This is a genomic window from Melioribacteraceae bacterium (assembly GCA_035362835.1).
Lineage (GTDB): Bacteria > Bacteroidota > Ignavibacteria > Ignavibacteriales > Melioribacteraceae > DSXH01.
Genome location: DAOSDY010000002.1, coordinates 47,883 through 72,009, shown reverse-complemented (window position 1 = coordinate 72,009; position 24,127 = coordinate 47,883). Strand labels below are relative to the sequence as shown.

General features: G+C 39.0%; 20 protein-coding genes. 8 read left to right on the top strand and 12 right to left on the bottom strand.

All coding sequences use genetic code 11. The features are described 5' to 3' along the window. Positions 1 to 9: 9 nt before the first annotated feature. A complete protein-coding gene (locus PLZ15_07410) occupies positions 10 to 3,573 on the bottom strand; it encodes a vitamin B12-dependent ribonucleotide reductase (protein HOI29577.1) in 3,564 nt (1,187 codons plus the stop codon). 265 nt (positions 3,574 to 3,838) lie between these two features. On the opposite strand from PLZ15_07410, the gene malQ reads away from it, so the two are divergent. Then, positions 3,839 to 5,380 (top strand): 4-alpha-glucanotransferase, encoded by a 1,542-nt coding sequence (malQ, locus tag PLZ15_07405; protein ID HOI29576.1) that lies wholly within the window; start codon positions 3,839 to 3,841, stop codon positions 5,378 to 5,380. A 43-nt stretch (positions 5,381 to 5,423) separates the two neighbouring features. On the opposite strand, the gene PLZ15_07400 is transcribed toward malQ, so the two are convergent. Together PLZ15_07400 and pta are read right to left on the bottom strand one after the other, a co-directional pair. Continuing rightward, positions 5,424 to 6,011: a glutathione peroxidase gene (locus PLZ15_07400; protein ID HOI29575.1), complete on the bottom strand. Its 588-nt coding sequence runs from the start codon at positions 6,009 to 6,011 to the stop codon at positions 5,424 to 5,426. Between the two features lie 91 nt (positions 6,012 to 6,102). Beyond that, positions 6,103 to 7,086: a phosphate acetyltransferase gene (pta, locus tag PLZ15_07395; protein HOI29574.1), complete on the bottom strand. Its 984-nt coding sequence runs from the start codon at positions 7,084 to 7,086 to the stop codon at positions 6,103 to 6,105. Positions 7,087 to 7,230: 144 nt separating this feature from the next. Here pta and PLZ15_07390 point away from each other — a divergent pair, with 144 nt between their 5' ends. From PLZ15_07390 to mdh, 5 genes are all read left to right on the top strand, one after another. Then, positions 7,231 to 8,289, top strand: a complete 1,059-nt coding sequence (locus PLZ15_07390; GenBank protein ID HOI29573.1) for an AI-2E family transporter — start codon at positions 7,231 to 7,233, stop codon at positions 8,287 to 8,289. A gap of 77 nt (positions 8,290 to 8,366) precedes the next feature. Next, the gene (locus PLZ15_07385; GenBank protein HOI29572.1) at positions 8,367 to 9,764 is read left to right on the top strand and encodes an MBL fold metallo-hydrolase; all 1,398 of its coding nucleotides are present in this window, start codon (positions 8,367 to 8,369) and stop codon (positions 9,762 to 9,764) included. 62 nt (positions 9,765 to 9,826) lie between these two features. After that, on the top strand, positions 9,827 to 11,728 hold the full coding sequence (locus PLZ15_07380) for a hypothetical protein (protein HOI29571.1): 1,902 nt from the start codon (positions 9,827 to 9,829) through the stop codon (positions 11,726 to 11,728). Positions 11,729 to 11,811: 83 nt separating this feature from the next. Beyond that, positions 11,812 to 12,228, top strand: coding sequence for an ATP-binding protein (locus PLZ15_07375; GenBank protein ID HOI29570.1), 417 nt, complete (start codon positions 11,812 to 11,814; stop codon positions 12,226 to 12,228). Positions 12,229 to 12,332: 104 nt separating this feature from the next. Continuing rightward, positions 12,333 to 13,298: a malate dehydrogenase gene (gene mdh / locus PLZ15_07370; protein HOI29569.1), complete on the top strand. Its 966-nt coding sequence runs from the start codon at positions 12,333 to 12,335 to the stop codon at positions 13,296 to 13,298. A gap of 62 nt (positions 13,299 to 13,360) precedes the next feature. On the opposite strand, the gene rpmA is transcribed toward mdh, so the two are convergent. The 9 genes from rpmA to PLZ15_07325 all read right to left on the bottom strand — a co-directional run bounded on the left by rpmA (position 13,361) and on the right by PLZ15_07325 (position 21,027). Beyond that, positions 13,361 to 13,621 carry a 50S ribosomal protein L27 gene (gene rpmA, locus PLZ15_07365; GenBank protein ID HOI29568.1) on the bottom strand — a complete coding sequence of 87 codons (261 nt, stop codon included), beginning with the start codon at positions 13,619 to 13,621 and terminating at the stop codon, positions 13,361 to 13,363. Between the two features lie 17 nt (positions 13,622 to 13,638). After that, the gene (gene rplU, locus PLZ15_07360; GenBank protein ID HOI29567.1) at positions 13,639 to 13,947 is read right to left on the bottom strand and encodes a 50S ribosomal protein L21; all 309 of its coding nucleotides are present in this window, start codon (positions 13,945 to 13,947) and stop codon (positions 13,639 to 13,641) included. 118 nt (positions 13,948 to 14,065) lie between these two features. Beyond that, positions 14,066 to 15,046 carry an ATP-binding protein gene (locus PLZ15_07355; GenBank protein HOI29566.1) on the bottom strand — a complete coding sequence of 327 codons (981 nt, stop codon included), beginning with the start codon at positions 15,044 to 15,046 and terminating at the stop codon, positions 14,066 to 14,068. 40 nt (positions 15,047 to 15,086) lie between these two features. Then, a complete protein-coding gene (locus PLZ15_07350) occupies positions 15,087 to 15,773 on the bottom strand; it encodes a response regulator transcription factor (protein ID HOI29565.1) in 687 nt (228 codons plus the stop codon). A 3-nt stretch (positions 15,774 to 15,776) separates the two neighbouring features. Next, a complete protein-coding gene (locus PLZ15_07345; GenBank protein ID HOI29564.1) occupies positions 15,777 to 16,778 on the bottom strand; it encodes a Gfo/Idh/MocA family oxidoreductase in 1,002 nt (333 codons plus the stop codon). Continuing rightward, positions 16,778 to 18,700 carry a 1-deoxy-D-xylulose-5-phosphate synthase gene (gene dxs / locus PLZ15_07340; GenBank protein ID HOI29563.1) on the bottom strand — a complete coding sequence of 641 codons (1,923 nt, stop codon included), beginning with the start codon at positions 18,698 to 18,700 and terminating at the stop codon, positions 16,778 to 16,780. Before dxs ends, PLZ15_07345 begins: the two co-directional genes overlap by 1 nt. Before the next feature lie 18 nt (positions 18,701 to 18,718). After that, entirely contained in the window at positions 18,719 to 18,934 is a 216-nt protein-coding gene (locus PLZ15_07335) for an exodeoxyribonuclease VII small subunit (GenBank protein ID HOI29562.1), read from the bottom strand. Between the two features lies 1 nt (position 18,935). After that, on the bottom strand, positions 18,936 to 20,114 hold the full coding sequence (gene xseA, locus PLZ15_07330) for an exodeoxyribonuclease VII large subunit (protein ID HOI29561.1): 1,179 nt from the start codon (positions 20,112 to 20,114) through the stop codon (positions 18,936 to 18,938). A gap of 70 nt (positions 20,115 to 20,184) precedes the next feature. Further along, on the bottom strand, positions 20,185 to 21,027 hold the full coding sequence (locus PLZ15_07325; GenBank protein HOI29560.1) for a hypothetical protein: 843 nt from the start codon (positions 21,025 to 21,027) through the stop codon (positions 20,185 to 20,187). Positions 21,028 to 21,206: 179 nt separating this feature from the next. Here PLZ15_07325 and surE point away from each other — a divergent pair, with 179 nt between their 5' ends. Continuing rightward, a complete protein-coding gene (gene surE, locus PLZ15_07320) occupies positions 21,207 to 21,974 on the top strand; it encodes a 5'/3'-nucleotidase SurE (protein ID HOI29559.1) in 768 nt (255 codons plus the stop codon). A gap of 6 nt (positions 21,975 to 21,980) precedes the next feature. Next, positions 21,981 to 24,116: a hypothetical protein gene (locus PLZ15_07315; GenBank protein ID HOI29558.1), complete on the top strand. Its 2,136-nt coding sequence runs from the start codon at positions 21,981 to 21,983 to the stop codon at positions 24,114 to 24,116. Positions 24,117 to 24,127 lie beyond the last annotated feature (11 nt).

Sequence of the window (24,127 nt, the reverse complement as noted above, 5' to 3'; positions counted from 1 at the left end):
AGATTGCAATTAACTGCAGCCGGTAGTAGCACCGCAGGTTGTGCATTTGAGGCAGGTTCCATTCCTCACCATAGTCATACTCTGGCATTCCGGGCAGATGTCGCCCGTGTAGCCTCTTTCCCGTGCTTTGGCTACAGGATCATTCAGAGTAATCATTTTAATCTTAGCTTTAACAGATTCGTTTTCGTTCATAATTTCATCATTAACTCTGTGCTGATCCAGTTCTATTGTTTTTTCGCTTACAATCTCTTCCGATTCGAAATCGGGTTCAACAACAGAACGGTATTCTCCTTTTATCGGCATTTCGTCATCTTCAACGTGGGAGAGATCGTTTCTGTTAAGGTAGGTAACAGCGAGTTCCCTGAATATATAATCGATCACGGAAGTTGCCATTTTAATCCGCTTATGGCCGGAGACGACTCCGCTCGGTTCAAACCTCGTAAACACAAAGGCATCAACAAATTCTTCAAGAGGAACTCCGTGCTGCAATCCGAGTGATATCGAAATCGCAAAGCAGTTAAGAAGGCTACGGAAAGCGGCCCCCTCTTTGTGCATATCGATGAATATTTCACCGAGCTGACCGTTATCATACTCACCGGTTCTGATATAAACCGACTGACCATTAATTTTTACTTTCTGAGTATAACCTGTACGTCTGTCGGGCAATCTTCTTCTCTTGGCGATATATCTATGAATAATTCTTTCTGCAATTTTAACAATGTCGTTTTCCTCTTTACGCTCAATCAGATCCTCAATTTCCTCTTCGGTCATAGAATTAAGCGGCTGAGAAAGTTTAGAACCGTCTCTATAAAGGGCGTTAGCTTTAACACCAAGTTTCCATGACTGGTAGTAGGCATATTTAATATCTTCGATGGAAGCATTGTTAGGAAGATTAATAGTCTTGGAGATAGCGCCCGAGATGAAAGGTTGAGCAGCCGCCATCATGAAAATATGGGCGTCGGATTTAATGAACCGTGTTCCTTTCTTTCCGCACTTATTTGCGCAGTCGAATACTGGATAGTGTTCGTGTTTTAGGAACGGAGCGCCTTCGACAGTCATAGTACCGCAAACGTAATCATTAGCCGAAGAGATCTCCTCTTTAGAGAATCCGAGTTCGGAAAGCAGATCGAAACCAAAATCATTAATCTGTTCATCGGAGAAACCAAGATTACCTTTCAGAAATTTTTCACCGATAGTATACTTATTGAATGCGAAACTCAATTCAAATACAGATGGAAGTATGGCTTCAATCTTATTTAGAACATCATCAGTAAAACCCTTAGCTCTGAGAGATTCATGATTTATATAGGGACATCCAACGAGTGTTCCGGCACCTTTTGCATACTTAACAATTTCTTTTATCTGATCTTCATTGTACCCGATCTTCTTAAGTGCAGGTGGAATCGACTGATTAATTATCTTAAAATATCCGCCGCCGGCGAGCTTTTTAAATTTAACAAGTGAGAAATCCGGCTCAATTCCTGTGGTATCGCAATCCATAACTAGCCCGATTGTACCAGTAGGAGCGATTACAGTAACCTGTGCATTCCGGAATCCGTGTTGCTCACCTAGTTCAAGAGCCAGGTCAGCGTCTTCGTGAGCAGCTTCGAGCAGGTCCGAAGGACAATATTCCGGGTTGATACCCATCGGATAGATCGACAACCCTTCATATTCCTCTTTTGGAACATTATACGCGGCTCTTCTATGATTGCGAATCACCTTGAGCATATGTTCTTTATTCTCTTCATACTTAGGGAATGGCTGAAGTTCTTTAGCCATCTCTGCAGACGTAGCATAAGATCTCATATGCATAATTGCTGTCAATGCGCCGCAAATTGCGTAGGCCTCTTTGCTGTCGTAAGGAATTCCCTGGCGCATTAAAAGAGAACCGAGGTTAGCATAACCTAATCCGAGAGTTCTGTACTCATAACTTTTCTGAGCAATCTCTTTGCTGGGATACTGAGCCATCAGGACACTAATTTCAAGAACAATAGTCCAGAGCCGGGTGGCGTGCCTGTATGCTTCGATGTTGAATTCCTGTGAATCGTCGTTATAGAAGCAGACAAGATTCAATGATGCGAGGTTGCAAGCAGTATCATCAAGGAACATATATTCGCTGCATGGATTCGAAGCGCGGATTGGACCGCTTGCCCTGCAGGTATGCCATTCATTAATTGTAGTATCAAACTGCAAACCCGGATCGGCACAGGACCATGCGGCAAAGGCGATATCATCCCAGAGTTTTTTAGCCGGAAGAGTTTTGCAGGCTTTCGGTTTTCTATTTTCCTTTTCGGATTTTGCTTTTTCAATTCTCCAGTAGAGATTCCAATCGCTGTCGTTCAATACAGCCTGCATAAATTCATTTGTTACTCTCACGGAGTTATTGGAATTCTGGCCAGAGACTGTTGCATAAGCCTCAGAATTCCAATCTGTATCGTAGACAGGAAATTCGATCGATTTAAATCCGAGTTTTGCGAGTTTTATAACACGTTCGATATAATTTTCAGGAACGTTCACCTTCCTTGCTTCAAGAATCGCTTTTCTCAGGTGCATATTTGTCCGTTTATTAAAACGGTCATTTTCAGGATGCTCGGCGTAGCATGCTTTAATTATATTATTGAGATGAAGGTTGCAAAGTCTGCTTCCGGAAACAAGCGCAGCAACTTTCTGTTCCTCAACAACTTTCCAATTTATATATTCATCTATATCCGGATGATCGATATCGAGAGTTACCATTTTAGCTGCACGTCTTGTAGTACCTCCTGATTTGATTGCACCTGCCGACCGGTCCCCTATCTTCAGAAAAGACATAAGGCCGGAGGATTTTCCGCCTCCGCTCAAAGGTTCATTATTACCTCTGATATTCGAAAAATTAGTACCTGTTCCGGAACCGTATTTAAATAAGCGGGCTTCACGAACCCAGAGATCCATGATTCCGCCTTCGTTAACAAGATCGTCACCAATTGACTGAATAAAACATGCATGCGGCTGAGGATGTGTGTAAGCATCTTCCGAGAAAGTAAGAACACCGGTTTTGTAATCAACATAATAATGTCCCTGAGCGGGACCGTTTATACCATAAGCCCAATTTAAACCTGTATTAAACCATTGAGGGGAATTTGGTGCAGAAAACTGGGAGGCAAGCATAAACATATGCTCGTCGTAAAAAGCTTTTGCATCCTCTTCAGTATCGAAGTATCCGGCTTTCCATCCCCAGTATGTCCATGTTCCTGCGAGGCGGTGAAAAACCTGCCTGGCATCTGTTTCGGATCCGAACCGGTCTTTTTCAGGAAGCTCTTCTAAAGTTTTAGTATCTGCAGCAGAAGGCTGAAGCCATTTAGGAACATTATCTTCTTTTATTTTGCGTAGGAGTCTGGGAACACCTGCTTTTCTAAAATACTTTTGAGCTAAAACATCGGTTGCAACCTGCGACCATTCTTTAGGAACTACAACATCTTCCATCCTGAAAACAATTGAGCCGTCAGGATTTTTTATTTCAGAAGTTCGTTTAACAAATTCTAAAGAATCAAGCGGATCCTTACCGGACACGGTAAATAGACGAGTAATCTTCATTTAAATCTCCAACCTTTCAGTCTTAAGTCCCGGCGGACAAAAACTGTTAATTATTTTATGTAAATATTTTAAAATGAACTATGTGAAGGGGTGAGCAACATAACTATTTTTTTTTTTTGAAGCAATCAGATAAAAATATTTTTAAAAATTGCTCAATTGTTTAATCAATCATCCGTCAACAATATACTAAATAAAACTTGGAAGAAAATATTGTTTTTTTCACTAATTTTATTACAGGAATTTAAGTCACAATTATTGGTGAAAAATGAAAATAGAACGCTCGGCAGGAATTCTGTTACACCCGACATCACTACCTGGCAGATTTGGAATCGGAGATCTTGGTCCGGAAGCATATTCATTTGTTGATTTTATGAAGAGCGCCGGACAAACTTTATGGCAGGTTTTCCCTCTCGGACCTACGGGATACGGTGACTCCCCATATCAATCATTTTCCGCATTTGCTGGAAATCCACTTTTAATCAGTCCGGAATTATTATACCGCGATGGCCTTCTTGAAAAATCCGACATCGATCACACGCCACATTTCAATTCTCACAAAATCGATTTCGGGAATCTTATAGACTATAAAACTGAAATGCTTAAAAAAAGTTTTGCAAAATTCTTAAGTATAGAAAACAAATTCGATGAGGAATTTAATCAGTTCTCCGAAAAGAATAATTACTGGTTGGATGATTTTTCGCTTTTTATGGCGGCGAAAGAATTTCATAATGGAGTTGTCTGGTCGCAATGGGATAATTCAATCGCATTCAGAAAAGGTGACGCGGTTGAAAAGTGGAAACAAAAATTATCCGCGGAAGTAAAGTATTTCAAATTTGTTCAATTCATTTTCGACAGACAATGGAGAAATCTGAAAGAATATGTTCACAATTCAGGAATTAAAGTAATCGGCGACCTTCCGATTTTCATTGCATACGACAGCGCCGACCTCTGGTCGAACAGAGATCAATTTACAGTTAAAGAAGACGGATCACTGGAATTTAAAGCAGGCGTTCCGCCGGATTATTTCAGCGCAACCGGACAGTTATGGGGCAATCCGTTATACAGATGGAAAGTGATGGAGAAAGATAATTTCCATTGGTGGCAAAGAAGAATCTCAAAATTGCTAGAGCTTGTTGATATTATCCGTATCGATCATTTCCGTGGATTTGATGCCTACTGGGAGATTCCAGGAGATGCAGAAACAGCAATAAAAGGAAGATGGGTAAAAGCACCCGGTGAGAAACTCTTTTCGACAATCAAGAACAACCTTGGAGAACTCCCTATAATTGCCGAAGACCTTGGTGTTATTACTCCATCAGTCGAAGAACTCCGGGATAAGTTTCAATTTCCTGGAATTAAAATTCTTCAGTTCGCATTCGGTGAAAATATGGAGAAGAAGTTTCTGCCTCACAATCATATTCCGAATTGCGTAATTCATACCGGTTCTCATGACAATGAAACGACAAGGGGATTTTTTGAATCGGAAAAGAAAAAGAATTCCGGGGTTTATGAATGGGCACAAAGATATCTTAACTATTACGGTAACGATATTGTATTTGAATTAATAAAACGGTCATACTCTTCTGTATCTAATATTGTTGTAATTCCGATGCAGGATATATTAAATCTGGGGAACGAAGCAAGAATGAACGTGCCCTCAACACTCGGAGGAAACTGGACCTGGCGTTTTACCTGGGATCAAGTCGATTATTCACTCTCTGAAAGATATAAAGAGATGACAGTTATGTTCGAACGTCCGAAATTAAAAAGAGACGATACTGTAAAAATTGAAGTTGAAGATGAATAAAAAAAACTAAGGGACGTTTGGAAGAAACGTCCCTTCAAGAATTTTATTTAGAAAGATATTTTTCAATCTCAGAAGTTAATTCATCACTTTCAGGCTTAACCTTACTTCTGAAACGGCCGACAATTTCACCGTCTTTAGAGATTAAGAACTTTTCGAAATTCCATTTTACGTCACCTTTTTCAACTGATTCGGAATTAATCAAACGCTGGTATAGTGGTTCTCTGTCATCACCAAGAACTTTTATTTTATCAAACAATTTAAAACTGACACCATATGTTGAGGTACAGAATTCCTTTATTTCCTCATTGGTACCGGGTTCCTGACCTTTAAAATCATTGCATGGGAAAGCCAGTATTTCAAATCCCTTCTCTTTATACTTTTCATAGATTTTTTGTAAACCTTCATATTGAGGAGTATAGCCGCATTTACTGGCAACATTAACTATCAATAATACTTTACCGGTGAAGTCGGATAATTTCACATTTTTTCCGTCCATATCTTTTACAATTAGATCGTAAATATTCCCTTTCACATTATCTCCTTTATTGATTGATGGTTCAGCTGCAGAATGAGCTTTTGAAGAAAAAAACAGGATCATTATTATCACAAATATCGAATTTGAGATTTTCATTGGTACTCCATTTATTTTATTTACAAACTGAAAAAAAGGAGGATAAGTTCAAAACAAAGGGCGGTTGAAACCGCCCTTATAAGTTGGAATTTTAATCAGCCATTAGGCAGGCAATTGCGGCGGTATTTACAATATCTTCAACGCTGCATCCGCGGCTCAGGTCGAAAAACGGTTTTTTAACTCCCTGGTTAACCGGACCAACCGCTTCGGCTTTACCCAGTCTTTGAGCAATTTTATAACCGATGTTTCCCGAATTAAGATCGGGGAAGACAAGAATATTTGCTCTGCCGGCTACATCACTTCCGGGTGCTTTCTTTTTACCAACGCTTTCAACAATGGCAGCATCAAACTGAAGTTCACCATCAACTTTAAGATCGGGTCTTCTTTCTTTTATAAATTTAGTAGCCTGTCGAACCTTATCGATAAGTTCATGTTCTGCGCTTCCTTTCGTTGAAAAGGAGAGCATGGCTATGAAAGGTTCTTCCCCGGTAAGTTTTCTGTGATTATCGGCTGTAGAGATTGCGATGTCTGCCAGCTGTGATGCGTCAGGATTCGGATTTACGGCGCAATCAGCAAAGCTGTAAACTTTGTCGGGATATGCCATCAGAAAGAAGCTCGAAAGAATAGAAATACCTTCTTTCAGTCCGACACAGAAAATAGCAGCTCTTGTAACATCGGCTGTTGTGGCAAACGAACCGGCAACGCTACCGTCAGCCAAACCTTCAGTTACCATCATACCGGCAAAGAAGAGATCGCGTTTTATTGTATCTCTCGCCTGTTCGATTGTTACACCTTTGTGTTTTCTCTTATTGTAAAAAATGTTTGAAAAGTCGCTCAGTTTATCGGACTTTTCCGGATCGATTATTCTTACACCCTGAAGGTCGATTCCAAATTTCTGCGCATCGGCTCTGATTTTTTCTTCATTCCCTAAAGTAATAATAGATGCAACTTTTTCTTTTGTAAGGATTTCAGCTGCGCGTAGAACTCTTTCATCGTGAGATTCGGGCAGAACAATTGTTTTTCTCCTTTGAGAAGCTTTTTCTCTAATCTGATTAAGCAGTTTAATATCAGCCATTTTTTTACCATATTTATTGAAAATTACCCGGTAAATATAGACAATTCTTTCCTTTTGATAACCGTAAGAAATAGACCCGTATCGAAATTAGATTGATTATTTATCAATAATTAGGAATATTAGAACGGCAAATTGGCTGGAACGATGACCTTATCGGAAAAACAATTCGGTTTACTTAAAAATATTACACTGATTATCGTCTGTCTGGTAATATTTATTTATTTATCATTTCTACTGGCCGAAATAATCGCAATGCTTGTAGTATCATTATTGATTGCGATGATATTCAATCCTGTAGTTGATTTTCTTGAGAGGAGAGGTCTGCCCCGCTTCGTTTCTGTTCTTGCGGTTTTTGTATTATCAGGATTGCTTATTTTCAGCGCCCTGTCGTTTTTAATGCCTAAGATTGTAAATCAATTCAATTCACTCGGAATCGCGCTCACACCGCAAAATATGGAGTCGGTTATTAAAGATCTGGAAGAAACTCTTAAATCTTTTTTCCCGTTTCTGAATTCTGTTAATTTTGCTGACCGCATAATAACATTCATACAGAATATAATTTACGGCTGGGTAAATAATCTGAGCAATATTCTTTACAGTTTAGTCTCAATTATTGCGATACTTGTAATTGTGCCATTCATGACTTTTTTTCTGCTTAAGGATAATACAAGGATAATAAAGGGAATTGTAAATATAATGCCGAATAAATATTTCGAAGTCTCCTATTCGGTAATCCGTAAAATCTCCAATCAATTAAGCAGATTTGTGAGAGGATGGATACTTGACGCATTTCTAGTAGGACTTATGAGTGGAGTGGGACTTGCTCTATTAGGAATAGAGAATGCCGCATCAATTGGATTTATAGCAGGAGTTGGACATTTAATTCCCTACTTCGGGCCAGTAATTGGAGGAATTCCCGCAATTGTAATATCCATAATTCAATTTGGAAATTTTGCGATGCTGCCGAACATATTGCTGCTCTTTATTATAGTATATACGCTTGACAACGGTTTTATTCAACCGAACATTTTCTCGAAGAATACCGACCTTCACCCATTAGTAATTATCATATTAATTTTAATCGGAAGCAAAGCGCTTGGAATTTTCGGAATGCTGCTTGCAGTACCTGCCGCAACCGTAATAAAGACCGCCGCCCGTGAAATCTACTTCGGATACAAAAAGTATCGAATAATCCGGTCCTAACAACCTGCCAGTATGATTATTCGTAAATTGTTGATACTGAATTTATTAGTGAACCGTTTCCTCGGAGGGACCAACAAATGGAAATACAATTCATAGGAGCCGCAAGAACAGTTACAGGATCAATGCACCTGATCCGGACAACCAATTCAACTTTTCTTCTCGATTGCGGTTTATACCAGGGTAAGAGGAAAGAAGCATTCGAGATTAACCGTCGATTCGAATATTTTGAACCGGCGGAAATTGATTTCGTAATACTTTCTCATGCCCACATCGATCATGCCGGGAATATTCCTACACTGGTGAAAAACGGATTTAAAGGGGAAATCTTTTCAACTTTCGCCACCTACGATTTATGCACAATTATGCTTAAAGACAGCGCACATGTCCAGGAAAAAGATGTTGAGTTTGTCAATAAAAGGAGGAAGAAAAAGAAACAGAATCCTTTTGAATTATTATATGACCAGGAAGATGTAATAAAAGCCCTGAGCCAGTTTGTCGGGGTTAACTATCACCACCAGGTTGAAATAAGACCCGGGATAAAACTGACATTTTACGACGCCGGCCATATACTCGGTTCATCTATTGTATTTCTATCGATCAAGGAGAACGGAACAATTACAAACCTCAGCTTTTCAGGAGATCTAGGGAGACCGAACCTGCCGATTTTGAGAGACCCTGAAAAAATTCCCAACCCCGAATACTTTATTTGCGAAAGTACATACGGCGGAAGAGATCACGACAATCCGGAAAATGCGGAGGATAATTTGGCTTCGGTTGTATCCAGAGGAATTGAGAGGAAATCTAAATTAATTATTCCTGCTTTCAGCGTTGGGCGGACTCAGGAAATTGTTTATGCTCTGAACAGAATATTTGAATCTAAAAAAGCTGAAAGAATACCGGTCTTTGTAGACAGTCCTCTTGCAGTTAATGCCACAGAAATATTCAGACAACATCCCGAATGCTTTGATCTGGAAACCAGCAGATTTCTTATTCAAAATGAGGATCCGTTCGGTTTTAATAAGCTGAAATATATTACCTCAGTAGAGGACTCGAAGAAATTGAATGATGCTGCCGGACCGTGCATTATTATTTCCAGTTCCGGAATGTGTGAGGCAGGGCGAATTCAGCACCATCTCGCGAATAATATCGAAAATCCCGCAAATATAATTTTGATGGTGGGTTATTCTGCTGTTAATACACTCGGAAGGAAGATAATTGACAGGCAGGAGACCGTAAATATATTCGGGGATGAGTATAAGCTTAACGCCGAAGTAATAACGATGGATTCTTTCAGTGCACATGCCGACCGGCACGAATTACTCGGATATTGTTCACAACTGGATAAAAGTCGTATGCAGAATATTTTTCTGGTTCACGGCGAAATGGATCAGCAGGAGTTATTCAAATCCGGTTTACATAGTCTAGGTTTTAATGACGTTACTATTCCGGTGCCGGGAGAAACGATTAATATTTAGGTGCTTTTAGGAGAAGTTATTAATAAATTGTTTTATTAACTCATCACAAAGCGCAATCAAATTTGTCTAAAATCTGGACATATCTCCTTCTCTTAATTTTTCCTGTCGCATTAACAGCTCAGATGGAGAGGGATAGTCTTCACTATTCTTTAAAAGCATTTTCAATAAAAGACTTTAACATAAATCTAGACAAGCAGCTTAATACCTATAATTTTTCTACGCGGCTCAGACATTTCTACACAAACGACCGTTTATTCTTTGGGATTAACGAAAATTTTAATTCAACAATTATTAAGAGCGTAAACAATAATATTAAAGATGAGCAATATCTCTGGTTATTCGGTCAGTACGATATTTCAAGTCTGCTCAAATTCGGTCTACTTCTGAATAGTACTATTTTCTCCGACGACAGACAGGTAGCTATAAATAAAACATCCATATTAAACTCTTCAGCTTTTGTGAAGTTTAAGCCTTCTTCAAATATAGAGATCACACCATACGGAGGATTTTCAAACAACAATCAGATAGGTGAAAAGGATAATGGATTTCTATACGGTACGGAAGCCGGGCTCGATCAAATGATTATGGGCGATTTTGAAATCTCCTCATTATTAAAATTTCAGAACGAGGACATCTCTCCCAGAAAAAACACTTTCAGATATATGAATGTAGACATTAAGAGCGACATTGATCTTAATTTCAGCAACACTATATCAGCTTTATTTGCACATCAGCGAAAGGACTTTTATTTTGCTGCAGACCAACCCACTATTGACGAATTCGGTATTGATAATAACATTCAGAGCCGGCTTGAAACAAATTATTTAATACAGGACAGAATAAGATTTCTGCCATCCGACTCCCCCCTATCAATCGACGCATACACAAAAGTAGTATGGCGGGACATTGAAAGAATAACGAGGTACGCAAGCATTAAGAATCCTTCTTCAACAGCATTCGATTCACGTATTCAGGAGTTCCGGCTTGAATTCGCTACTTCTGCCGAATACAGAACAGAAGATCTTAATCTGGCTTTCAGGTTCTCATTCTCCGAAAGAGATGAAAAACATCAGCCGAGAAAAATTGATGGTTTAAGTCCGATAATAATTAATGAGCGTGAGTTAAACGAGGCTCAGAAAAACAACTCATCAAAACTGGCTATTGTCTCGCTATCAGGTTTATGGAAACTGACGGACAGCGACCTTTTTCAGATCAGTGTATTTCACAGAAAGCTGGTATACGATACTCCGAGTTCCTTAAATTTTGATGACCGCGATGAGCTGCTTAGTATAGGACGTATACAATACGAAAGAATTTTTAATCCATATTTTAAAGCGTTTATAAACTTAGAAGGAAGTTTGAATAAAACAGTTTACATTTTCTCCGCACGTAGTTCAAATAATAATATTAAAAGGATACTGAAACTGGCTTCGGGAGGCACATTTACATCAGGGAAATTGACATCTTCGAATTCGGCTGAAGTTATGGCTAATTATACAGTATTCGATTACGAAGAACTGAATCCGAATTTCAGAAGTTATTCGTTCAGGCAGTTTGTATTCAGGGATTCAACCAACTATATACCTTATAAAAACTTCCGGTTATTCATGACAGGTTATTTAAAACAGTCCGAGCAGGGAGATTTCAGCTGGTCCTCTTTTACAAGTAAACCGCAGAGATATCTAAATGAAATCTATACAGAGCCGAAAATCTTCTATGAACTGCCGGGAATTAACATAGGTATCGGGGTGAGGTTTTTTTCTTTGACAACATTTGATATATTGAATGGTAAAGAGAAGAAAAAAATATCTGAGTACGAAAGCATTGGACCTGCAACAGAAATTAGCATCGATTTAAGCGGATCATTGTCATTTAGAACTTACGGATGGTATGAATTTATAAATGCCGATAACACAAGAAGAGAGATGATTTCATTTAACCTGAAATTGATCTACAGGTTTTAATATAAATTTGATCTCTGTCACCAAAAATATTGCACCATTAATAATCTAATTATATTTTTCACTGTAATATTATGGAGTCAATCTTGCCAGATAAAACTTACATAAAGGAAGTTTCAAGTGATGCCGATTTATTACCCGAATTGGATCATTTCATAATAAATATAGCTCAAGAGGCAGGATTACCGGAGGATAAATTTAATAATCTCTCCCTTTCATTCTCAGAAGCTGTTTCTAACAGTATTGTACATGGCAACAAAAATAATTCCGATAAAAAAGTAAAAATTACCGTCAACATCGATTCAGAAAAGATGACAATAATAATTAAGGACCAAGGGAACGGGTTTGATCTCGCAAAAGTACCCGACCCAACCAAACCCGAGAACATCCTGAAAGACAGCGGCAGAGGAATACATATCATGAAATCATTTCTTGATAACCTCAGTTACAGATTTACACCTGAGGGAACAGAGACAATTCTAACCATCTCCTTAAGCGAATAAATAAAAGACAAACCGTAGAATTAACAAATTTTCTTTGTGTCATTTTAGATTAATCTTCCTATATTTTATCTGAAAATCTTTTTAATAAAACAAGTGGAGAAATTATGTCAAGAAAAAAGATTGCCTTAATCGGCGGAGGACAAATTGGCGGCGTACTCACTCAATTGATTGCAATGAAACAACTGGGTGACGTAGTATTATATGATATAGTTGAAGACCTTCCTCAGGGGAAAGGACTGGATATTGCAGAAGCTTCCCGTATCGACCAGTTTGATGTGGCAGTGAAAGGGACAAATGATTATAAGGATATTGAAGGATCGGATCTAGTTATTATTACGGCAGGCTTACCCCGCAAGCCCGGAATGAGCCGTGATGATCTGCTAGTTACAAATGCAAAGATAATGCAGACGGTCGCAGAGAATGTTAAAAAGTATGCACCTAATTCGATTATCATTGTAATCTCCAACCCACTTGACGCGATGGTTACATTGTGCCAGAAGGTTACCGGCTTCGCGACAAATAAAGTAATCGGACAGGCAGGCGTTCTCGATTCATCCAGGTTCTCAACATTTATTGCATGGGAATTGGGAGTATCAGTAAAAGACGTAAACGCACTGGTACTTGGCGGACATGGCGATACAATGGTTCCGCTTGTCAGATACGCAAATATAAACGGTATACCGGTAATGGAGCTTCTTGAAAGAAAATACAACGATAAAGCTAAAGCCAAAGAAGTAATGGATGCTATGGTAAACAGAACAAAAATGGCCGGAGGAGAAGTTGTTAAGCTACTTAAAACCGGATCCGCTTTTTATTCACCGGCATCAGCTGCAATTGCTATGGCAGAAGCAATTATCTACGATGAGAAACGCGTATTACCAACCTGCGCGTTTTTGAACGGTGAATTCGGGATAAATGGCTATTACGTTGGTGTTCCGGCAGTCCTTGGATCAGGCGGTGCTGAAAAGATAATTGAACTTACACTTAATGACGAAGAGAAGAGTTTGATGGATAATTCTGTTAAAGCCGTCAAAGAACTTGTTGCAGATATGGAAAGACTCGGTTTTTGATTTTGCAAAACATTTAAAACAAAAAACCCTCCCGAGCAGGAGGGTTTTTTTATACTTAAGACTTATGCGTTCGTTTCGTAAACGCTGATGAATTTTCTGTCGTTCTTCTTCCTTTCGAATTTTACAAATCCATCAACAATAGCAAATAATGAATGATCGCCGGCTTTCTTTACATTTTTTCCGGGATGAAAGTTGGTTCCCTTCTGTCTGACCAGAATAGAACCGGCAGAGACTTTTTCGCCGCCATAAGCTTTTACACCAAGATATTGGGGATTACTGTCCCTACCATTACGTGATGAACCTTGACCTTTTTTATGTGCCATTTATAATCCTCCGGCAACTAAGATATCTTAGTTACTTCTATTCTTGTTAAAAATTGTCTGTGTCCTCTTGTACGTTTATAAGAAATAATTCTTTTCTTCTTGAAAACAATTACTTTATCATCTTTAAGATGCTCGAGAACTTTTGCGTGTACTTTAGCTCCTTTAACAGAGGGAGTACCTATTTTAGTAGTTTTATCATCGCTTAATAATAAAACATTGTCGAATACTATTTCCGAATCGGGTGCTGCTTCAAGTCTGGGAACATAATACTTCTTGTTTTCGGTTACCTTGAACTGTTGCCCGGCAATATCTACAACAGCAAACATCAATACCTCCAATTAGTCAAAATTTGAGCGGTAAATATAGGAATTGAACAGATTGAAGTCAATAAAAGCATTTGGAGTAAATAAACATAAGAATAACCTTCAAAAATCCAACAAAAAATTACTTTTTAAGTGAAAATGTGAAAGTGCTGCCTTCCCCTAATCTGCTCTTTACATCAATTTTGGCACCGTGAGCTTCGATAATATGCTTGGAAATGGCCAGTCCGAGTCCGGTACCGCCCTGTTGGCGGGATCTGTCTCTATCAACTCTGTAAAATCTTTCAAATATTCTGCTCAGGTCGGAATCAGAGATTCCAATACCGGTATCCTTAACATAGATTTTTCCTCTTTTACCCTCATCAACAACTCCAATTTCAACCTGACCTTTTTCCGTATATTTAATTGCATTCATAATCAGGTTGACCATTACCTGTTTTATTTTTTCCTTATCCCCGAAAAGCTTTGCATTGCCGGGGTCACGGTTAAAGACCAGACTAATCTTTTTACTATCGGCAAGAGGTTTCATCTCGGAAATTATACCTGACATAAATTCGTTTGTATCAAAGTATCTGAAACTCATTCTCATCTGTCCGGATTCAATCATTGAAATATCGATCAGATCATTTAAAAGATTGTTGAGGTTATGAGTATGCTGATTCGCTTTCTGAAGAAAGGTGCGGTTGACTTTATTATCGTACATAGCACCGTCCAACAGTGTTTCTAAAAAACCCTGAATTGCAAAAATAGGTGTACGCAATTCATGCGAGACATTTCCGAGGAACTCGGTACGAACCTGTTCAAGCTTTTTCAGATTTGAGATATCATTCTTTGTTCTAAAAAACATCTCTCTAATTTCATTTTCCAATTCAACTAGGTGTTTTCCCAATTTAATTTCGTCAGTATTTGAATAAGAATTTTCTCTGATCCCTTTAATTATGTTTCTGATTTTGGTCAGTTCATTTTTTCTTTTAGAGCCGATTGTCAAAAGAATGAGAAAAGTTAAAAGGGATGAAAAAAGAACCGAGATTAAAAAAGCATCCGGTTCAAAATCATTTAAAATTGAAAAAGCCAGAAGGAATAAAAGATCGAGCAGGATAATCACCGGGGCATACATCCATGAGAAAGAAAGGGATTTTACTATCTCACTCCAGATTCTTGAAACGATAACCTACTCCTTTAATTGTTTCTATTAAATTGGAATGCTTACCTAATTTTTCCCTTATCTTCCTGATATGCACATCAACCGTTCTTTCAACTACATAAATATCTTTGCCCCAAACATCGGAGAGTATTTTATCGCGATGATAAACTTTGCCGGGATTGGCCGCCAGGAAAGCCAGGATTTCAAATTCCTTTCGCGGAAGAATTATTAATTTGCCTTCAAGACTGACCGTATAATTTTCCCGATTAATGAGTAACGGGCCAATGCTAATCTCACGTTCGAATCTCTTATCCAATGAGGATGAATCACTTTTGCGGAGATTGGATTTAACGCGTGCTATTAATTTTTTGGGAGAGATTGGTTTCCGTATAAAATCATCGGCACCGAGATTCAGGCCTTTAATCTCATCAACTTCGGCCGATTTGGCGGTTAAAAAAATTACAGGGACATTTTTGAATTCGCTTAGACCGCGTATTTTCTGACAGGTTTCGAAACCATCCATCTTAGGCATCAATATGTCCAGTATGATCAGGTCGGGCTTGTGTTTCAATTTTTCAATAGCTTCCTGCCCGTCATAAGCCGAGATAACTTCGAAGCCTTCCTGCTGAAGATTATACTCAAGAAATTCAACAATGTCCTTTTCGTCGTCTACCAGTAATATTTTCATTGCTTAGAGTTTTATTTCCTTCTGATGTTCTGCTGATTTGTAGAGAGCTTCCAGTAATTTCATTCTTGTTAATGATTCGTCAACTGAAGAGATAACCGGTGCACCTTCTCTAACAGCACCTATAAAATGCCTCAATTCGTTTTCATACGATTTACGGAACAGATTCTGAATATTTGAATTCTTATTCGGTGAATAGTCGATATGACTCGATTCCGTTTTCTTAAAAATGCGGAGCGGATTAATGCACGCTGTACCTTTAGTACCATGGACAGTAAGGTTGAAGCTATCTGTACTTGAATAGAGTTCCCAGCTAACTTCAAAGTTTATCACTTTCCCGTCCTGGAACCGGATCATACCGATTGCCGAGTCTTCTATTTTATCTTTAGTATGGTCGAATTTCTGAACTGAGACCGAATGAATCTGATCCTGGCCCATCATCCAGAGGGCAAGATCGAGTATTACAATACCGAGATCGATTATAACCCCGCCGCCGGAGAGGTTTTTATTAACAAACCATTTTTGTGCACTGCTCTTCCGTCTGAGCCAGCTGCAATTTATATAAAAAAGATCACCGAGTTCACCACTGTTTATAATACTACGCAAGAGCATAGTATCCGGCCGGAAGCGCGAGTTCATCCCAACCATTGCAACTTTTTTAACTTTTTTTGCAGCCTGAGCAATTTCTTTGGCTTCTCTGAAATTTCTGGCAACCGGTTTTTCAATTAAAACATTTTTTTTACTTTCAAGGCAGGCCAGAGCAATTTCCTCGTGAGTATCGGTCGGTGTTGAGATTATAACCGCGTCCAGATCCTCATTCACAATCATTTCTTTATAATCTGCGTATGGACGGACACCGGAATATTTTTCACCTGCGGTCTTAAGCTTGTTCTTATTAATCTCTGCAACAGACACGAGCTTAACGGTTTCGAGCCGGGAAATTATTGGAAGGTGAACCAGCTGTGCAATACCCCCTAATCCGATAACACCAACTTTGGTCTTTTCCATCAGGTTAGCACCTCTTTTTTAGTACCGAGATTATTACAAAATTCCCTGATCTTCAGAGAAATTCCTTCCGGATCAATTCCGATTATTTTATGAAGCTCTTCCTGTGTTCCATGATCGATGAAGTAATCGGGTAATCCGATTCTAAGAATATTGTTTTTAAAGTTCTTATCAGTGAAATATTCTGCAATAGCAGAACCGAAGCCTCCGACAATACTATTCTCTTCAATTGTTATTATTTTATCGAATCGTGAAGCAATTTCATCCAGACGTTCCGTATCAAGAGGTTTTACAAATCTCATATTAATTATTTCCGGACTAATCTCCTTTTCAATAAGCAGCTGAGCAGCTTTCCCGGCATACTCAACCATATTTCCTACAGCAAGGATTGCAATATCCTCGCCGCTTTTTATCAGCTCACTCTTAGCCAGTTGTAATTCTTCAAATCCGTCTTTTAAAGGGACACCGAGAGCAGATCCGCGAGGATACCTGATAGCAACCGGACCTTTTTTATAATTAACCGCAGTATAGAGCATGTCACGCAATTCAGCTTCGTCTTTAGGAGACATAATAATCATACCCGGTATCATACGGAGATAAGAAAGGTCGAATGTACCGTGATGAGTAGGGCCATCGGCACCGACAAGGCCGGCTCTATCGAGAACGAAAACCACATGAAGCTTTTGTAATGCCACATCGTGAATTATCTGGTCGAATCCTCTCTGAAGGAAAGTAGAATAGATAGCAACAACAGGGATAATTCCCTGTGTAGCCATACCCGCAGCGAACGTAACAGCATGCTCTTCAGCTATTCCTACATCATAATAACGATCCGGCAATTCTTTCTGGAGGATATCGAGACCGGTACCATCCGGCATAGCCGCAGTTATTCCGATTACTTTGGGATTATTCTTTGCAACTTCAACGAGAGCATTCCCGAAAATGGATGTATACGACTGAGGCGCACTTCCTTTTTTAATTGCCTGACCGGTAATTTTATCAAACGGAGTAGAAGCGTGAAGTCTTTGAGAGTGTCCTTCGGCAGGTTTATATCCTTTTCCTTTTTCACTTAAAACATGAACCAGTATAGGCCCGTTTAATTCTCTTACCTGTTCAAACAGTTTTACCAGTTGATTTATGTTGTGGCCATTCACCGGACCGAAGTACCGGAATCCGAGAGCTTCGAAAAGCATTCCCGGTGTTACAATAGCTTTAATACCGTGTTCAACTCTAACAGCGACTTTGCGGATACGGTCGCCGAAGTTATCGAGCTTTCCAGTGAGATCCCATATAGCACCTTTGAATCTGTTGTATTCGGGATGCGAAATCATTTCGGTAAAATATTTGGATACCTGCCATACATTCGGGGCAATAGACATCTGGTTATCATTCAGAACAACTATAAGGTTGCTTTTAAGCATGCCGGAATTATTCATCGCTTCGTAGGCCATACCTCCGGTCATAGCGCCGTCGCCTATTACAGCAACAACTTTTTTATTCGATTTATTTATATCGCTTGCAACGGCCATTCCAAGAGCGGCAGAAATAGATGTTGAAGCATGACCAGCACCGAATGAGTCGTATTCGCTCTCAGAGCGTTTTAGAAATCCGCTAATTCCGTTCAATCGTCTGATAGTTCCCAGCTGATCGCGTCTTCCGGTAACAATTTTATGTGGATAGGCCTGGTGTCCGGTATCCCATACAATCTGATCATCCGGAGTATTGAAAACGCGATGAAGAGCAACAGTTAGTTCTACTGTTCCAAGGCCGCCACCGAAGTGTCCTCCTATCTGGGAAATTACATCCACCATATACTCTCTAATTTCGGAGCAGAGAGTTTTTAATTCGGGTAGCGCTAATTTCCTGATATCTGCAGGAGAATCGATATCAAACAGAACTTTGTATTTGGACTTATCTAATTCCACGTTTATTCCTCTTAAAATTTATTCCTGTAATCCCGATTCAAGTTGTTTTTTAATTTCGGTAACCTTCAATTCGGCATCCTTTAATGTACCATAACAAATTTTAGCCAAATTAATTCCCTCTTCATATAATTTAATCGATTCTTCAAGACCAACCTCACCTTTTTCCAGGAGGTCGGATATTTCCTGTAATCTTTGAAGGGAATTTTCGAAAGATGTTTCTTTTTTCTTAGACATATTAAATTTTCACCTCACCGTCGAAAAATTCAATTTCCGATGATTTATTGATTTCAAAATTCTTTTTACGCGGGATGATATTTCCCTGCTGCCTGACAATAGCAAATCCTCTTTTAAGTGTAGCTTTAACATTATATGCTTCCAACTTACTTCCCAGTAATAGAAGTTTATTCTTCAAGTTCAAGAACCTGTTATCATATAGATTTTGAAAACGGTAAACCAAATTATCCAGAAATTGAATTTGATTTTTAATGAAATCCTGAGGATACCTGAAACCGTAAGAGGAGATCGTGCTTCGAACATCTTCTTTCAGATCAGAGATTATTTCTGTGATTTTTTGCGTGAAATAATAGGAAAATTCGTCTATAAAGGCAAAGAGTTCATCTTTATTCGGAGTTGCCAATTCCATTGCAGCCGAAGGTGTAGGCGCTCTAAGATCCGCAGCAAAATCAGAAATAGTAAAATCGATTTCATGACCCACACCGCTTATAACTGGAATTCCGGAATTAAAAATTGCACGGGCTACTATTTCCTCATTAAATGCCCAGAGGTCCTCAAGTGAACCTCCTCCCCTGCCGACAATCATCAAATCGATATCTTTGCGGTTATTAAGAAGTCTGATGCTTTGAGCAATTTCCGCGGCCGCGCCTTCACCCTGTACTTTACATGATGCAATTATTAACTCGGCAAGAGGATACCTTCTGGAAGCGATATTTTTCATATCCTGAAAAGCAGCTCCATCTATCGCGGTTACAACACCGATTTTACGGGGAAATTTCGGTATCGGCTTTTTATATTTTTCATCGAATAATCCTTCGTCAGCAAGTTTCTGTTTCAGCTTTTCGAATGCAGCCTGTAATTCACCAACACCGGCCGGTTTCATAGAACGGACATCAATCTGGTAATTGCCTCTTGGCGGATAAACAGTTATCCGTCCCCGTATAATTACTTTGATTCCATCCTGCGGAGTGAAGAATACATAATTATTCACCCCTTTCCACATTGTGCAGCTTATCTGAGCGTTGGAGTCCTTCAATGTAAAATACCAATGGCCGGATATGTGAGCTTTAAAATTCGATATCTCACCTATAACGGAGATATCTCCGAATTCTTCTTCAAGTATGACCTTGATCTGACCGGTCAACTCACTTACAGAAATTATATTTTCTTTATTCTCCATCAATTCCGTTTAAGTCAAAATTGAAAATTATTATTGAGTCAATTCTAAGACACAACCGCAGTCACTTTTTTTAGAGATTAAGCGAAAAGAAATTAGAGTAGAGTCCGATCGAAAATTCATGAAACTCCGTTCCGCCGCTCTTCAACTGGAAATTATAACGGTAACGCGCAAAAAAAGTAAATACGTTCTGAATCTTAAAAAGTCCTGCAGAAAACTCGGGGCTTACTCCGTTATATCCGCTGAAATCAGTAAAAAAATTCAATCCTGTTGAGAGATACTCGATGAAACCGACCTGGAATATTTGTTTATACCCGACCCTGGCAAAATTTCTCCTGTCGGAATTGAAGATATGAGCGTAATCGATTCCGATATATCCGGACGGATAATTGTAACCGCCGGAATAAAATGAAAAGAGGGGTATTTCCTTTGTCAGACTGAAATACTTTCCACCGTCTTTAAATACAAGTGTTGGCGAAGGCAATCCGAAAATGATTCCGCCGAAACAGCAGATCTGCAGAAGTCCCGATTGATTCTGATCGGCTACTATTATTGTTCCCGGGATTTCGACTTCATATAACTGACTCCTTGATTCCTTACCTGATTTATCCCGGACAAAAATAAAATATTTAATGACTCTGAATTTGATAATGGATTGATTGACAGCAATCTCAATTTTATGATTTTCCGCATAATCCTCCGAGACAATGTATTCGCCATCCTTTAGAATTGATACTTTTGATTTAACACTATCGCTTGTAAAAAAAGAGAGAGAAAATTTGAATGGCTCTTCCGGCGATATATAAGAATCGATAACAAAAATATCGATATCGCCATATGCTGTTGAATCCACCTGAGCATTGGAAACAGTGAGCGCAAACAGAGAAAATATGAGGACCATTATACCGGTTTTCATCACTATTCAATTTTTACACAGACAAATTAAGATTTTTCCGGGACAAGATTGAGGGATATTTAATATTACTACTCTTCCAATCATAAAGTTCTTTCAATATTTAACCCGATTTGGTTCCGGGTAATTTGATTATATTTACTTCCTAATTCTGTGTATTATAATTCATTAAGGATGAAAAATTGAAAATACTGATATCAAACGACGACGGAATTGATTCCCCCGGGATAGCGGCATTAGCTAAGGAGATGAAGAAGATTGGAGATGTTACGGTAATAGCTCCCCGGACCGAGCAGAGCGCTGTAGGACATGCGATAACAATGAAAATTCCACTTAGAATTACTGAATACTATAAAAACGGCGATTTCTTCGGATATGCAATAGACGGTACTCCGGCTGATTGCCTTAAGATCGGGATCCGGAATATTCTTAAGACTAAACCGGATATAGTTCTCTCGGGCATTAATAACGGCTCTAATACTGCAATAAATATAATTTATTCAGGCACTGTTTCGGCAGCAAGGGAAGCCGCGATTATGGACCTCCCGGCAATCGCTATCTCACAGACAAGTCACGATTCCAAGGATTTCGGTTATTCAGCAAAGGTAGCTGCAAAACTTGCAAAGCTTGTATTAGAAAAGGGACTTCCGAACGGAACACTCCTTAATGTTAACGTTCCGAATCTTCCCGAAGAGGAAATTGCAGGTATAATGATTACGAAGCAGGGAAAATCCAAATGGGACGATGTCTATGAAGAACGGATCGATCCATACGGCAAGAAATATTACTGGCTTACAGGCAGCCTGATGGAAACCGATGAAAAAGCAGACTCCGATCAGTTTGTTATAAAAAAGAATTATGTCTCAATTACACCGATACATTTCGACCTTACTGATTACCCTACGTACGACTCGATGCAAGACTGGAAAATAGAAAACCTGATGAAGTAGCATTAGATGGAAGGAATAGACAGCTTTAATATCACGTTCAACTCTGGTCCAGTATTTATTCTGATTGCCGTAATTCTACTGATCGTCTATTCCTGGTACATTTACAGATTCACAATTCCCGCCGTCTCACTTTTTGCAAGAACATTTCTATTCCTGATCAGGTCCCTCATTATTATCCTGTTACTTCTTTTAATTCTAGAGCCGAGGATTTCCATAAAATATAATGAGAAAGAGGAACCGGTCAATTTTCTTTTTATCGACAATTCGGCTTCCCTCTCTGTTAAGGATAGTCTAATCAGATCAGTGCAATTAAAAATATTGGCAGATGAAATAAGGAATGAGTATGGTACAAACCTGAAGAGTTATCTGTTCGGCATTAAACCCGTTGTGTATGATGCAGAGAAAGGATCGGATATCAATTTCAAAGAACCACTTACGAATTTTCATAAGATCTTTAAACTGATCGATTCACTTAAAGTGAAAAGAGGATCGGTTATTGTTGCAAGCGACGGTATAGTATCGGACGGAAATGAGCCGGTTTACGAAGCTGAAAAAACAGCTTTGCCTCTCTTTACTATCGGTATCGGCGATACTACATCGTCAAAAGATCTTATAGTGAAAGACGTTTCATATAATCAGTTTATATATTCCGGAACCGGGACGGTTATTGAAGCAGCTTTAATTAACGAGGGATACGCGGACGGGAAAACAAGGCTCTCATTGTATGAGGATGACCGGCTCATACAATCGAAAGAGATTCAGCTTTCACAGGACGGATTAAACAGAATCAGTTTCGATTATAATCCTGAAACGCCCGGTGAAAAGAAAATCAGGGTTACAGCATCCGGAATGGCGGAGGAATCGAATACCGCAAACAACACAAGAACGTTTTTTCTGAACGTATTGAAAAATAAAGTCAATATCGCATTGGTTGCAGGAAGCCCCTCACCCGATCTTTCCGCCATCAGCACAATATTAAATGCTAATAAAAATTTGTCGGTTAATAAAATAGTTCAGGTTGGTCCTGCTAAGTTCTGGGCAAGATTAAATCTGTCTGTGATCGATTCGGCGGATATCCTTGTACTTGTCGATTTCCCCTCAAGAAATACACCTGCAGAGTTAAGCCAAAAAATCTTTTCATCTATTCAAATTAAAAAACCGTTTTTAATAATTGTAACTCCGGATACGGACATATCAAAATTGAAGCAGTACGAGAAGGATCTTCCGTTTACAATCAGAAAGATCATTGAAGAGAGAATTCCGGTTCAGCCAGAATTAATAGCGGAAAATTTCAATCAGATTTTTTCGGGATTATCATCGAGGCAGAACTTGTGGCGAACACTTGCCCCCGTTTCCAGAACCGCTTCGGAAATTATTGCCAGGGACGGAAGTGAAATACTTCTTAATTCTATTATAAGAACAGTTCAAACTAATTCTCCGCTGATGGTTGCCAGAAATATTGCCGGTTACAGATCAATAGCATTTTTAGCAGGCGAAATATGGCGCTGGCAATTAGGAATGGCCAATGACAATCCCCTCTTTTTACAGGGTTTTTTCAATGACATAATCAAATGGCTGAATATAACGGGTACAAAGGACCAGTTCACGATCAGGACAGATAAGAAAGTTTATTCAAGGGGTGAACGTGCTGAATTTACAGCAGAATTATACGACCAGACATTTTCACCGGTTAACTCGGCCGAAATTAAGCTGGGAGTTAAACGCGGCAGTTTTGATTCGGATATTACATTAACCAGAATCAATAATGGAGTTTACAGGGGTTCTTTAGAATTAAACGAGGACGGAGATTATACATTCGATGGGAATGCAATTTACGACGGAGTAGATGTTAAAAGTAACAGAGGAAGATTCAGCGTAAGCACGGGTGAAACTGAATTACTAAACACAAAGATGAATACTAACTTATTAAAAAATCTGGCAGATGTTTCAGGCGGAGAATATTACTCTATCAGCAGTTATGAGGGACTTTTTGAAAGGTTAAGAAATATAAACTCCGCAACAAAATCGGAGAAACCGGTTTACCATGAATATTCATTGTGGACGAATGAGTGGATTATGGTAATAATAATTTGTTTATTTGCCCTTGAGTGGTTTTTACGGAAACGTGCAGGAATGTTATAACAAACAAGAGA

What these genes read in the sequence shown, in the direction of transcription:
- PLZ15_07410 (HOI29577.1), bottom strand. Translation starts at nt 3,573, where the DNA reads ATGAAGATTACTCGTCTATTTACCGTGTCCGGTAAGGATCCGCTTGAT.
- malQ (HOI29576.1), top strand. Translation starts at nt 3,839, where the DNA reads ATGAAAATAGAACGCTCGGCAGGAATTCTGTTACACCCGACATCACTA.
- PLZ15_07400 (HOI29575.1), bottom strand. Translation starts at nt 6,011, where the DNA reads ATGAAAATCTCAAATTCGATATTTGTGATAATAATGATCCTGTTTTTT.
- pta (HOI29574.1), bottom strand. Translation starts at nt 7,086, where the DNA reads ATGGCTGATATTAAACTGCTTAATCAGATTAGAGAAAAAGCTTCTCAA.
- PLZ15_07390 (HOI29573.1), top strand. Translation starts at nt 7,231, where the DNA reads ATGACCTTATCGGAAAAACAATTCGGTTTACTTAAAAATATTACACTG.
- PLZ15_07385 (HOI29572.1), top strand. Translation starts at nt 8,367, where the DNA reads ATGGAAATACAATTCATAGGAGCCGCAAGAACAGTTACAGGATCAATG.
- mdh (HOI29569.1), top strand. Translation starts at nt 12,333, where the DNA reads ATGTCAAGAAAAAAGATTGCCTTAATCGGCGGAGGACAAATTGGCGGC.
- rpmA (HOI29568.1), bottom strand. Translation starts at nt 13,621, where the DNA reads ATGGCACATAAAAAAGGTCAAGGTTCATCACGTAATGGTAGGGACAGT.
- rplU (HOI29567.1), bottom strand. Translation starts at nt 13,947, where the DNA reads ATGTTTGCTGTTGTAGATATTGCCGGGCAACAGTTCAAGGTAACCGAA.
- PLZ15_07350 (HOI29565.1), bottom strand. Translation starts at nt 15,773, where the DNA reads ATGAAAATATTACTGGTAGACGACGAAAAGGACATTGTTGAATTTCTT.
- PLZ15_07345 (HOI29564.1), bottom strand. Translation starts at nt 16,778, where the DNA reads ATGGAAAAGACCAAAGTTGGTGTTATCGGATTAGGGGGTATTGCACAG.
- PLZ15_07335 (HOI29562.1), bottom strand. Translation starts at nt 18,934, where the DNA reads ATGTCTAAGAAAAAAGAAACATCTTTCGAAAATTCCCTTCAAAGATTA.
- xseA (HOI29561.1), bottom strand. Translation starts at nt 20,114, where the DNA reads ATGGAGAATAAAGAAAATATAATTTCTGTAAGTGAGTTGACCGGTCAG.
- PLZ15_07325 (HOI29560.1), bottom strand. Translation starts at nt 21,027, where the DNA reads ATGAAAACCGGTATAATGGTCCTCATATTTTCTCTGTTTGCGCTCACT.
- PLZ15_07315 (HOI29558.1), top strand. Translation starts at nt 21,981, where the DNA reads ATGGAAGGAATAGACAGCTTTAATATCACGTTCAACTCTGGTCCAGTA.